Annotated in this window: 4 protein-coding genes; all 4 read left to right on the top strand. The window is 73.6% G+C overall.

Annotated features, from left to right (window positions below; genetic code table 11):
- The first annotated feature begins 196 nt into the window (after positions 1-196).
- The gene (locus tag ACGF0D_RS32775) at positions 197-2,095 is read left to right on the top strand and encodes an HAD-IIIC family phosphatase (protein ID WP_392922467.1); all 1,899 of its coding nucleotides are present in this window, start codon (positions 197-199) and stop codon (positions 2,093-2,095) included.
- Positions 2,092-2,325, top strand: a complete 234-nt coding sequence (locus ACGF0D_RS32770; RefSeq protein ID WP_392884313.1) for a phosphopantetheine-binding protein — start codon at positions 2,092-2,094, stop codon at positions 2,323-2,325. Before ACGF0D_RS32775 ends, ACGF0D_RS32770 begins: the two co-directional genes overlap by 4 nt.
- Entirely contained in the window at positions 2,322-3,128 is an 807-nt protein-coding gene (locus ACGF0D_RS32765; RefSeq protein WP_392922465.1) for a thioesterase II family protein, read from the top strand. The genes ACGF0D_RS32770 and ACGF0D_RS32765 overlap by 4 nt, the downstream gene beginning before the upstream one ends.
- A gap of 102 nt (positions 3,129-3,230) precedes the next feature.
- Positions 3,231-13,638: SDR family NAD(P)-dependent oxidoreductase (locus ACGF0D_RS32760; RefSeq protein ID WP_392922462.1), on the top strand; the 10,408-nt coding region annotated here is incomplete at its 3' end.

Genomic DNA, 13,638 nt, shown 5'->3' with positions numbered 1-13,638 from the left:
GCTCCCCGAGGCCATGCCTCCGGGAGCGCACGGGGCCGATTCGCGGTCTGCCTCCGGCCCGTCCCGTCCGTCTCGCGCACCCCGATCCGGCCTCGGCGCCCCGGCCGACTGATCACCACCTCACACCGGCGCTAGGGGCGCTTTAGACCGTCTGCCGAGCATGACCGGCGTCGTATCGACGTACGGGAGAGCTGGGATGGGCGAGAAGATGAGCGGCACCCTCCGGTTGTTGCACGAGGACGGCCTGCTGGCCGCCGAGTACCCCCGCGTCCGGGAACTGATCGCCGCGATCGACCAGGAGGGCGACGCGGACGGGCTGCGCCGGGCCGGGAACATGCTGGCCCGGGTGGGCGCGGACGCGGTCCTCGATGAGCATCCGCAGACGCCGGTGGTGACGGTGGCCATCACCGGCCACAGCACGGTGTCCGGGCTGACCGGGCCCCTGACCGCCCAACTGGCGCGGCACGGCGTGCTGTTGCGCCCGCACGTCGCCGACTTCGACTCCTACGTCTTCGACCTGTCGGACCCGGACAGCGCCCTCTACCGGGCGCGGCCGGACGCCGTGGTGTGCGTGCTGGACGCCTCGGTGGTGTTCGACGAGGTGCCGACGCCGTGGACGCCGGACGACGTGGAGCTGGTCCTCGCGGAGAAGCTGGCCCTGTTCGAGCGGCTCGCCTCGGTCTTCGCCGGCGCGGGGCGCGGCACGCTGGTCCTCAACACGTTGCCGCTGCCGCGCGCCTGGTCGGCGCAGCTGGTCGGGCTGCGCGACCGGGCCCGGCTGGGCGCCGTCTGGCGGGAGGCCAACGCCCGGCTGCTGCGGCTGATGGACGCGCACCCGGCGCTGACCGTCCTGGACCTGGAGCCGCTGGTCGGCGCGGACGTGCCGCTGCGCGATGCCCGGCTCGGTGTCTACACCAAGACCCAGCTGTCGCCCGAGCTGCTCGCGGAGTACGCCCGGGAGGTGGCCCACCTGCTGCGCGGGGCGACCGGCCGGGCGAAGAAGTGCCTGGTGCTGGACCTGGACAACACGGTCTGGGGCGGGGTGCTCGGCGACGACGGCAGCGAGGGCATCGAGGTCGCGGGCAGCTACCGCGGCGAGGCCTTCCGGACCCTGCAGAAGGCGGCCAAGCAGCTCGCCTCGCAGGGTGTGCTGCTCGCGGCGGTGAGCAAGAACGACCTGGAGCCGGTGCGGGAGGTCCTGCGGGACCACCCGGAGATGACACTGCGCGAGGCGGACTTCGTCCGGGTGATCGCCAACTGGCGCCCCAAGCACGAGAACCTGCGCGAGCTGGCGGCGGACCTGAACCTCGGCGTGGACAGCTTCGTGTTCGCGGACGACAGCCCGTACGAGTGCGGCCTGGTCTCCCGGGAGCTGCCGGAGGTGGCCGTACTGCGGCTGGACGAGGAGGCCGCGCTGCACGTGGAGAAGGTGCTGCGGGACGGCTGGTTCGACGTCCGGGACATCACCACCGACGACCTGAAGCGTCCCGCGCGCTACCGGGAGGAGCTTGACCGCAAGGACTTCCTGCACAGCTTCACCTCCCTGGACGACTACCTGCGGGAGCTGGACGTCAAGGTGCGACTCGCCGACGCGGACGAGTCGGAGATCGCCCGCGTCTCCCAACTGACGCTGCGCACCAACCAGTTCAACCTCACCACCCAGCGCCTCCAGCCGGCCGAGGTGACCGGGCTGGCGGCCGACGAGGACGCGCTGGTGCTGACGATCCGCTCCAGCGACCGGTTCGGGGACAACGGTGTGGTGGGCGCCGTGCTGGCCCACCGGGACGGGACCGTCCTGCGGATCGACAACTTCCTGCTCAGCTGCCGGGTCTTCGCCCGGGGCATCGAGCAGGCCTGCCTGTCGGCGGTGCTCAGCCACGCGCGGGAACGCGGGCTGAGCGCGGTCGAGGGCAGCTTCCGGCCGACCGCCAAGAACGGCAAGGTCAAGGAGTTCTACCCCGGCAACGGCTTCCGGCCGGTGGCCGAGGGGACCGACGGCGCCGGATCGACCACCTTCCGCCACGACCTGGCGGAGATCACCGAAACCCCGGAGCACATCCGGCTGACGCTGAGCCTGGGAGGGCCCCAGCAGTGAACACCATCGACGACTTCCTCACCCTGGTCCACGCCGAGATCGGCCTGTCGCTGACGCCGGACAGCCTCGCGCTGGGCTTCGACGAACTGCCCGGCTGGGACTCGCTCCACCTGCTGACGCTGCTGACCGCACTCGAGCGGGAGACCGGGCAGCAGGTGTCCATGCCCAAGGTGCTGGAGGCCGGCAGCCTGCGCGACATCTACGAGCTGACCGCCAGGTCCGGAACATGACGGCGGCCCCCGGCGCGCTCGCACCGCCCGGGCGCCTGAGCCCGGGCCGCTCGCCCTACCTGCTGCCCCGGCAGCCGGATCCGGGTGACGCGCCGCTGCGGCTGTTCTGCTTCCACCACGCGGGTGGCATGGCCTCGTCCTTCTCCACCTGGCAGCAGCAGCTGGGCGCCGAAGTCGCCGTCGTGCCGGTGCAGTTGCCCGGTCGCGAGCACCGGGTCCGGGAGGCCCGGCTGCACGACTTCGACCGCCTGCTCGACGAACTGGACGAGGCCCTGGACCCGCTGCTCGACGCGCCGCACGCGTTCTACGGGCACAGCATGGGCGGCCAGGTCGCCTTCGAACTGACCCGGCGGCGCCGGGCCCGCGGCCGGGAACTGCCCGAGCGGCTGCTGCTCGGGGCGGCCCCGCCACCGCACACGCCCCGGCAGGAGATCGAGCCGGCGATGCGGACCGACGAGGAGCTGACCAGCTGGATGGCGGGTCTCGGCGGGATCCCGGAGCTGGTCCGGGCCTACCCCGAGTGGCTGGCCCACGCGGTCACGCTGCTGCGCGACGACCTGCGGCTGGCGCTCAGCCGGGTCGATCGCGGGCACCCGCCGGTGCCGGTGCCGCTGAGCGTGCTGGTCGGGTCCGGCGATCCGCTGATCGGCGCGGCCCTGGCCCAGGAGTGGGCCCGGCACACCACGGCCGACTGCCGGGTGTTCACCCTGCCCGGCGGCCACTTCTTCCACCGGGACTCGCCCGCCGCGACGCTGACGCTGATCCGCTCGCTGCTCGCCCCGGCGCCGGCCGTACGGGCCTGAGGCGCCGGGCGCCCGGCGCCCCCGAACCCCGAAACCCGAACCCCAGAACCACCAGAAACCGCCGACGCACCTCGGCGGACCCGATCTCGGAGACGGTAGACGATGACTGCTGAGCCCACCCCCGTCGTGCTGTGGACCGTCTCGGCGCCCGGCCCGGCCTCGCTGCGGGCCCGCGCCGCGGCCGCGGCGCGACTGCTCGACACCGAGCCCGCACCGAGCCCGGCCGCCGCCTCCGCCGCCCTGCTCGCCGCGGACCGGGCGGCCCGCCACCCCGCCGCCACCGCGTACCGGGCCGCCCTGGTCGGCCGGGACCGGTCGGAGCTGCTGGCCGGGCTGCGAGCGCTCGCGGAGAGCGGGACGGAGGCGGTCTCCGAGGGCCTGTGGACCGGTCGGGCCGTCGGTGCCGAGGGAGGGGTCAGGCCGGTCTTCGTCTACCCGGGCTTCGGGGCGCACTGGGCGGGCATGGCCGCCGACCTGCTCGACGCCGACCCGGTCTTCCGGGAGCGCGTCGAGGCCTGCGAGCAGGCCCTCGCCCCACTGGTGGACTGGCGGTTGACGGAGGTGCTGCGGGGCACCGAGGGCGCGCCGCCGCTGGTGGCGCCGCAGTTCGTGATGCCCGCACTGGTCGCCGTGATGATCTCGTTGACGGCGGTGTGGCGCTCGCGCGGCGTCGAACCGGCCGCCGTGGTGGGCCACAGCCTCGGCGAGCTACCCGCCGCCCACGCCTGCGGCGCGCTCTCCCTGGAGGACGCCCTCCGGGTCGCGGTGGTCTGGGGTACCGCCTTCGCCGAGGACCTCTCGGGCCACTGGGGCATCGTCGCGGCGCTGCTGCCGGAGGCCGAGATGCGCGCCCGCCTCACCGCCTGGGACGGCCTGCTGGACGTGGCGGCCGTCAACGGCCCGGGCTCGGTCACCGTCTCGGGCGACGACCGGGCGCTGTCCGAGCTGCTGGAGCAACTGGCGGCGGACGGGGTACGGGCACGCCGCGTGCAGGCCGACTTTCCGGCCCACGTACCCCAGGTCGACGCGATCATGGACCGGCTGCTCACCGAACTGCGCACCGTCCGCCCGCTCGACGGCGGTCCGATCCCGTTCTACTCGGCCGCGACCGGGACCCGGCTGCCTTCCGAGCAGCTGGACGGGGAGTACTGGGCCCGCCACCTTCGCACCCCGGTGAGCTTCGAGTCGGCCGTACGGGCCCTGCTCGCCGACGGGCACCAGGTCTTCCTGGAGGCGAGCCCGCAGCCGCTGCTCACGATGGCCGTCCGCGACATCCTGCAGGACTGCGCCCGGTCCGACCACAGCGAAGGACTGGTGACCGGCACGCTCGCCCGGGGCAAGGACAGCCCGCTCGAACTGGCCGGCGCACTCGCCCAGTTGTACGTCCACGGCGTGTCCGTCGAGTTCTCCGGAGCAACGGCCGACGAGCCGGCTCCGCGGCTGGAGCTGCCCGAGTTCGACGCGGAGCCGGCCGAGGACGAGCCGTCCGCACCGGCCAACCCGCTGCGCGCCCGGCTGGAGGCCCTGCCGCCCCACCAGCGGCAGCCGTTCCTCCTGGACCTCGTCCGGGAGCAGGCCGCCGCGGTGCTCGGGCCCGGGGACCCCGCCGGGCCGCCGCCGGACGACCGGCGGAAGTTCCGGGACCTCGGCCTGGAGTCCGCGGGCGCGGTGGCGCTGCGCGACCGGCTGACCCGGCTGCTGGGTGTGCGGCTGCCCGTCGCCGTGGCCTTCGACCGCCCCACCACGCAAGCCCTCGCCGAGCACCTGCACACGCTGCTCTTCGAGGCCGGGACGGACGACGGCACGACCCTCGAACGCCGCTCGCCGGTGCTGCCGAGCGAGCCGATCGCCATCGTCGGCATGGCCTGCCGCTACCCGGGCGGCGTCTCCTCCCCCGAGGACCTGTGGCGGCTGGTCGCCGAGGAGACCGACGCCATCGGCCCCCTCCCCGCGGACCGCGGCTGGAGCGAGGACCTCTACGATCCGGACCCGGAGGCCACCGGCCACTCCACCACCCGCCACGGCGGCTTCCTCACCGACGCCGGCGGCTTCGACAGCGCCTTCTTCGGCATCAGCCCACGCGAGGCCCTCGCCATGGACCCGCAGCAGCGCCTGCTGCTGGAGACCGCCTGGGAGGCCGTCGAACGGGCCGGCATCGACCCCGGCACGCTGCATGGCAGCGACACCGGCGTCTTCACCGGAACCTACGGCATGGAGTACGGCCCCCGACTCGCCGAGGCCGCCCCCGGCGTCGACGGCTATCTGCTCACCGGCCAGCTCGGCAGCGTCTCGTCCGGCCGGATCGCCTACACCCTGGGCCTGGAGGGCCCGGCGCTGAGCGTCGACACCGCGTGCTCCTCCTCCCTGGTGGCGCTGCACCTGGCTGTACGGGCACTACGGGCGGGCGAGTGCTCCCTGGCGCTCGCGGGCGGCGCGGCGGTCATGGCGAGCCCCGGCATGTTCGTGGAGTTCAGCCGCCAGCGCGGACTGTCCCCGGACGGGCGCTGCAAGGCCTTCTCCGACGAGGCGGACGGCACCGGCTGGAGCGAGGGCGTCGGCCTGCTGCTGGTCGAGCGCCTGTCGGACGCCCGCCGCAACGGCCACCCGGTCCTCGCGGTGATCCGGGGTACGGCGACCAACCAGGACGGTGCCAGCAACGGCCTCACGGCCCCGAGCGGACCGGCCCAGGAGGCGGTCATCCGACGCGCCCTGGCCGACGCGGAGCTGACCCCGGCCGACGTGGACGCGGTCGAGGCGCACGGCACCGGCACCCGCCTCGGCGACCCGATCGAGGCCCAGTCCCTGATGAACACCTACGGGCGCGGCCACGGCGCCGAACGGCCGCTCTGGCTGGGTTCGATCAAGTCCAACATCGGGCACTCCCAGGCGGCGTCGGGCGTCGGGGGCGTGATCAAGATGGTCATGGCGATGCGGCACGGCGTCCTGCCGCGCACCCTGCACGCCGAACAGCCGACCAGCCACGTCGACTGGTCCGACGGAACCGTCCGGCTGCTCACCGAGGCACAGCCCTGGGACGTCGAGGACGAGCGACCGCGCCGGGCCGCCGTGTCCTCGTTCGGCATCAGCGGCACCAACGCCCACCTCATCCTGGAGCAGGCCGACACCGAACCCGACCACGAGGACACCGAACTCACCGCACTGCCCTGGCAGTTGTCGGCGAAGTCGGCACCGGCACTGCGCGAGCAGGCACAGCAGCTGGCGGAGTACCTGGAGCGCCAGCCCGAGGCGGACACCGTCGCGGCCGCGCACACCCTCGCCGCGCGCACCCGCTTCGACCACCGGGCGGTCGTCAGCGTGACGGACCGCGAGGGCCTGCTCGCCGCACTGCGGGCACTGGCCGAGGACACCGAGGCCCCGGGGCTGGTCACCGGCACCGTCCGGCCGGGCAGGACGGCGTTCCTGTTCACCGGACAGGGCAGCCAGCGCCACGGCATGGGACGCGAACTCTACGAGGCCGTACCGGCGTTCGCCGCCTCGCTCGACGAGACCGCCCGCCTGTTCACCCCCCACCTCGACCACCCGCTGACCGACGTCCTCTGGGGCGACGACCCGGACCTCATCCACCAGACCGCCTACACCCAGGCCGCACTGTTCACCCTGCAGACCGCCCTCTACCGGGCCCTCGAACACGAAGGCATCGTCCCCGACTACCTCATCGGCCACTCCATCGGCGAAGTCACCGCCGCCCACCTCGCCGGCGTGTTCTCGCTGGAGGACGCGGTCAGCCTCGTCGCCGCCCGCGGACGCCTCATGCAGTCCGCCCGCAACGACGGCGCGATGGCCGCCCTGGAAGCCACCGAAGAAGAAGTCCTGGCGCTACTGGAGACGCTGGGCCACGAGGTGGACCTCGCCGCCGTCAACGGCCCCCGCTCCACCGTCGTCTCCGGCGACACCCCGGCGGTCGAGGCCGTCGCCGCGCACTTCACCGCCCAGGGCCGCCGCACCACCCGCCTCCAGGTCAGCCACGCCTTCCACTCCCCCCACATGGAAGACATCCTCGACGACTTCCAGGCCGCCATCGCCGACCTGAGCTACCACCCCGCCCAAATCCCCGTCATCTCCAACCTCACCGCGCAGCCGGTCACCGGAGAGCTCACCGACCCCGCCTACTGGGCCCGCCACATCCGCGAAGCCGTCCGCTTCCACCCCGGAATCCAGTACCTGGAGGCAGCCGGCGTCACCCGCTACCTGGAACTCGGCCCCGACACCACCCTCACCGCACTCACCCGCCAGAGCCTCACCACCGACGCCATCGCCGTCCCCACCCTGCGCAAGAACACCCCCGAGACGCAGTCCCTCACCACCGCCCTCGCCACCCTCCACACCACCGGCCACACCCCCACCACCTGGACCACAACCACCCCCACCCCCATCGACCTGCCCACCTACCCCTTCCAACACCAGCACTACTGGCTCACCCCCCAGCAACCCACCGGCGACCTCGGCACCGCCGGCCTCACCTCCCCCGGCCACCCGCTCCTCGGCGCCCTCATCACCCTCGCCGACAGCGACCAACTCGTCCTCACCGGGCGCATCTCCACCACGACCCACCCCTGGCTCGCCGACCACACCATCGCCGGGTCGGTCCTCCTGCCCGGCACCGCCTTCGTCGACCTCGCCCTCCACGCCGCCCAGCACACCGACACCCCGACGGTCGAGGAACTGACGCTGGAGGTCCCGCTGTTCCTGCACGACCGCGACGCGGTCGACCTGCAGGTCAGCGTCGAGGCGCCCGACTCCGAGGGCCGGCGCGCGCTCACCGTCCACTCGCGCGCGGACGAGGACCACCCCTGGACCCGCCACGCCACCGGCACCCTCACCAACACCACCCCCCACACCCCCGACACCGACACCACCTGGCCCCCCGCCACCGCCACCCCCATCGACCTCACCGACACCTACCACCACCTCACCGAACGCGGCTACACCTACGGCCCCGCCTTCCAAGGCCTCACCAAAGCCTGGCGCGACACCGACAACACCCTCCACGCCGAAATCACCCTCCCCACCCACCTCACCCCCGAAGGCCACACCCTCCACCCCGCCCTCCTCGACGCCACCCTCCACACCCTCCTGATCGCCGGCACCGAGCGCGGCCTTCCGTTCACCTTCCGGGGTGTGACGCTGCACTCCGTCGGCGCCACCCGGCTCCGGCTCACGGCCCGCCCGTCCGTCGACGGCACCGGAACCACGCTGCGCCTCACCGATCCGACCGGCGCACCGGTCGCCGAGATCGACGCGCTGGTGATGCGCGAGGCCTCCGCCGAGCAGTTGCGCGACGCCGACCAGCGGCACCCGCTGTACACCGTCGCCTGGCAGCCCGCAGCCGCCGCGCTCGCCGAGGCGACCGGCGGCCGCTGGGCCCTGATCGGCGATGCCGGAACGGCCGAGGCGCTCGAAGCCGTCCGGTACGAGGACGCAGCCGCCCTGCGCGCGGCCCTCGACGACGGGACGGCCGAACCGCCCGAGGTCCTGGTGTACACGCCGGGCCACCCCGAGGCGGACGGCACGGACGGTGGCGCCCTGTTCGAGGCGGCCCGCCGGGCCTCCCACGACGCCCTGGCGACCGTCCAGGCGCTGCTCCACGACGACCGGCTGGCCGAGACCCCGGTGCTGGTGCTGACCCGGCACGCCGTGCCGGCCGGCGGCCCGACCGAGCCCGGGGTGCCGGCCGCGGCCCCGGTGTGGGGTCTGCTGCGGACCGTGCAGTCGGAGTATCCGGGCCGGTTCACCCTGGTGGATCACGACGGCACGCCCGAGTCGCTGCGGGTCCTGCGCGCCGCTGCCGCCGCCGGTGAGCCGCAGTCCGCGCTTCGGGCCGGTGTTCTCCAGGTGCCCCGGCTCGCCCGCGTCAACGCTCCGACCGCGGCCGACTCCGGCCCGGTGCGGCTCGCCCCGGAGGGCACGGTGCTGATCACGGGTGCCTTCGGACGGCTGGGTGCCCTGCTGGCCCGGCACCTGGTCACCGAGCACGGCGTCCGGCACCTCCTCCTCACCAGCCGCAGGGGCGCCGACGCGCCCGGCGCCGCCGACCTCATCGCCGAACTCACCGACTCCGGTGCCGAGGTCCGGGCCGTCGCCTGCGACACCACCGACCGCGACGCCGTCGCCGCCCTCCTCACCGCCGTACCCACCGACCACCCCCTCACCGCCGTCATCCACACCGCCGGCGTCCTCGACGACGGCATCATCACCGCCCTCACCCCCGAGCGCCTCGACACCGTCCTGCGCCCGAAGGTCCGGGCCGCGCTGCACCTCCACGAGCTGACAGCCGAACTCCCGCTGTCCGCCTTCGTCCTGTACTCCTCGGTCTCCGGTCTGATCGGCGCCGCGGGCCAGGCCAACTACGCCGCCGCCAACGCCTTCCTGGACGCCCTCGCCCACCACCGGCACACCCTCGGCCTGCCCGCCACCTCCCTCGCCTGGGGCCTCTGGGACGAGGGCGGCATGGGCGAGAAGCTCAGCGGCGCCGACCTCGCGCGCATGGCCCGCGCGGGCGTCGCGGCGATGTCCGAGGACGAGGGGCTGGCGTTCCTCGACGCCGCCCTCGACCGCCCCGAGGCCCTGCTCGTCCCGGCCAGGCTCGACCTCGCCGCCGTCCGGGCGCGGTCCGGCGCCGAATCCGTCCCGGCGCTGCTGCGCGGGCTGGTTCGGACCGCCCCGCAGCGGGTCCGGGCCAGGGCCGCCCAGCCGGCGGGCAACGAGTTCGCCGAGCGGCTGGCCGGCCTGGACACGACCCAACGTCTCGCCGCCGCACTGGAGTTGGTCCGTACGTCGGCGGCCTCCGTGCTCGGCCACAGCAGCGCGGACACGGTCGACGCCTCCGCCGGCTTCAAGGAGCTGGGCGTCGACTCGCTGAGCGCGGTCGAACTGCGCAACCGCATCAACTCGGCGACCGGGCTCCGACTTTCGGCCACCCTGGTGTTCGACTACCCGACACCCGGCGCGCTGGCCGAGCACCTGCAGGAGCAACTCGCCAAGGCCGCGGGCCTCGTCCAGGCACCCCGCCCGCGGACCACGCGAGCCGCCGGTTCCGGGACCGCCGCCGACGCGGAGCCGATCGCCGTCATCGGCATGGCCTGCCACTACCCGGGCGGCGTCACCACGCCCGAGGAACTGTGGCAGCTGGTCGACCAGGGCCTCGACGGGATCGGCCCGTTCCCGTACGACCGCGGCTGGCCGGAGGACCTCCACGACCCGGACCCCGAGGCGGTCGGCAAGTCCATCACCGACCGGGGCGGATTCCTCTACCGAGCGGGCGAGTTCGACCCCGAGTTCTTCGGGATCAGCCCGCGCGAGGCCACCGCGATGGACCCGCAGCAGCGGCTGCTGCTGGAGACCGCCTGGGAGACCTTCGAGCGGGCCGGCATCGACCCGACCACCCTGCGCGGCAGCGACACCGGGGTCTTCGCCGGGGTGATGTACCACGACTACGCCCCGCCGGTTCAGCTCATGCCGAAGGAGCTGGAGGGCATCCTGCTGACCGGCAACACCGGCAGCGTCGTCTCCGGCCGGATCGCCTACAACTTCGGTCTCGAAGGCCCGGCGATCACGGTGGACACCGCCTGCTCCTCCTCCCTGGTCGCCCTGCACCTGGCCGCCCAGGCCCTGCGGGCCGGCGAGTGCTCGCTCGCCCTCGCGGGCGGCGCCACCGTCATGTCCACCCCGGGCACCTTCGTGGAGTTCAGCCGCCAGCGCGGGCTGTCCCCGGACGGGCGCTGCAAGGCCTTCTCCGACGAGGCGGACGGCACCGGCTGGAGCGAGGGCGTCGGCCTGCTGCTGGTCGAGCGCCTGTCGGACGCCCGCCGCAACGGCCACCCGGTGCTGGCGATCGTCCGGGGCACCGCCGTCAACCAGGACGGCGCCAGCAACGGCCTGACCGCGCCCAACGGCCCCAGCCAGGAACGCGTCATCCGGCAGGCCCTGGCGAACGCGCGGCTCGCACCGGAGGAGATCGACGCCGTCGAGGCGCACGGCACCGGCACCCGCCTCGGCGACCCCATCGAGGCCCAGGCGCTGCTGAACACCTACGGCGAGGCCCACGATGCCGAACACCCGCTCTGGCTCGGGTCGTTGAAGTCCAACATCGGACACTCCCAGGCGGCGGCCGGCGTCGGGGGCGTGATCAAGATGATCATGGCGATGCGGCACGCAACCCTGCCACGCACCCTGCACGCCGAACAGCCGACCAGCCACGTCGACTGGTCCGACGGAACGGTGCGGCTGCTCGACGAGGCACGGCCGTGGGACGTCGAGGACGACCGTCCCCGCCGGGCGGCGGTGTCGTCCTTCGGCATCAGCGGCACCAACGCCCACGTCATCCTCGAACAGCCCGCGGAGGCACCTCGGCCGACCGAGCCGACGGAACAGCCACCGCTGCTCCTCGCGGCGCGCACCACGCAGGCACTGCGCGAGCGGGCACGGCAGCTGACGGCCTTCCTGACCCAGCAGCCCGAGACGGAGACCGCTTCCGTCGCCCACAGCCTCGCCGCGCGCACCCGTTTCGACCACCGGGCGGTCGTGACCGCGACGGACCGCGACGGCGTGCTCGCCGCACTGCGGGCACTGGCCGAGGACACCGAGGCCCCCGGCCTCGTCACCGGCGCACTCCGGCCCGGCAGGACGGCGTTCCTGCTCACCGGACAGGGCAGCCAGCGCCACGGCATGGGACGCGAACTCTACGAGGCCGTACCGGCGTTCGCCGCCTCACTCGACGAAACCGCCAGCCTGTTCACCCCCCACCTCGACCACCCGCTGACCGACGTCCTCTGGGGCGACGACCCGGACCTCATCCACCAGACCGCCTACACCCAGGCCGCACTGTTCACCCTGCAGACCGCCCTCTACCGGACCCTCGAACAGCACGGCATCACCCCCGACTACCTCATCGGCCACTCCATCGGCGAAGTCACCGCCGCCCACCTCGCCGGCGTGTTCTCGCTGGAGGACGCGGTCAGCCTCGTCGCCGCCCGCGGACGCCTCATGCAGTCCGCCCGCAACGACGGCGCGATGGCCGCCCTGGAAGCCACCGAAGAAGAAGTCCTGGCGCTACTGGAGACGCTGGGCCACGAGGTGGACCTCGCCGCCGTCAACGGCCCCCGCTCCACCGTCGTCTCCGGCGACACCCCGGCCGTCGAGGCCATCACCGCGCACTTCACCGCCCAGGGCCGGCGCACCACCCGCCTCCAGGTCAGCCACGCCTTCCACTCCCCCCACATGGAAGACATCCTCGACGACTTCCAGGCCGCCATCGCCGACCTGACCTACCACCCCGCCCAAATCCCCGTCATCTCCAACCTCACCGCACAGCCCGTCACCGGAGAGCTCACCGACCCCGCCTACTGGGCCCGCCACATCCGCGAAGCCGTCCGCTTCCACCCCGGAATCCAGTACCTCGAAACCGCGGGCGTCACCCGCTACCTGGAGCTCGGCCCCGACACCACCCTCACCGCACTCACCCGCCAGAGCCTCACCACCGACGCCACCGCCATCCCCACCCTGCGCAAGAACACCCCCGAAACCCAGTCCTTCACCACCGCCCTCGCCACCCTCCACACCACCGGCCACACCCCCACCTGCTACCAGCCGGCCACCCCCACGCCCCACGCCGACCTCCCCACCTACCCGTTCCAGCGCCAGCGCTACTGGGTCGACCGCACCACCACGAAGCCGACCGACGTCACCGCCGCGGGCCTCACCTCCGCCGGCCACCCACTCCTCGGCGCCCTGATCACCCTCGCCGACAGCGACCAGCTCGTCCTCACCGGGCGCATCTCCACCACGACCCACCCCTGGCTCGCCGACCACACCATCGCCGGATCGGTCCTCCTGCCCGGCACCGCCTTCGTCGACCTCGCCCTCCACGCCGCCCAACACACCGGCAGCGCCACCCTGGAGGACCTGACCCTCGCCGCTCCGCTGGTCCTGCGCGAGCAGCAGGCCGTGGACCTCCAACTCACCGTCGACGCACCGGACTCCGAAGGCCGGCGCGCGCTCACCATCCACTCGCGTGCGGACGAGGAGCACCCCTGGACCCGCCACGCCACCGGCACCCTCACCAACACCACCCCCCACACCCCCGACACCGACACCGACACCGACACCACCTGGCCCCCCGCCACCGCCACCCCCATCGACCTCACCGACACCTACCACCACCTCACCCAACGCGGCTACACCTACGGCCCCACCTTCCAAGGCCTCACCAAAGCCTGGCGCGACACCGACAACACCCTCCACGCAGAAATCACCCTCCCCACCCACCTCACCCCCGAAGGCCACACCCTCCACCCCGCCCTCCTCGACGCCACCCTCCACACCCTCCTCATCACCACCACCCCCGACACCCCCCTCCTCATCCCCTTCAACTGGACCGACACCACCCTCCACACCACCAACGCCACCACCCTCCACGCCACCCTCACCCCCACCACCCCCGACACCACCCACCTCACCATCACCGACCCCACCGGCACCCCCGTCCTCACCG

This window comes from Kitasatospora sp. NPDC048298 (assembly GCF_043201465.1).
Lineage (GTDB): Bacteria > Actinomycetota > Actinomycetes > Streptomycetales > Streptomycetaceae > Kitasatospora.
The sequence above is the reverse complement of the archived record's forward strand: the minus strand, read 5'-3'. Positions and strand labels throughout refer to the sequence as shown.

Excerpts from the sequence above, each read along its gene's own strand:
- ACGF0D_RS32775 (WP_392922467.1), top strand. The coding sequence starts at position 197 with ATGGGCGAGAAGATGAGCGGCACCCTCCGGTTGTTGCACGAGGACGGC.
- ACGF0D_RS32765 (WP_392922465.1), top strand. The coding sequence starts at position 2,322 with ATGACGGCGGCCCCCGGCGCGCTCGCACCGCCCGGGCGCCTGAGCCCG.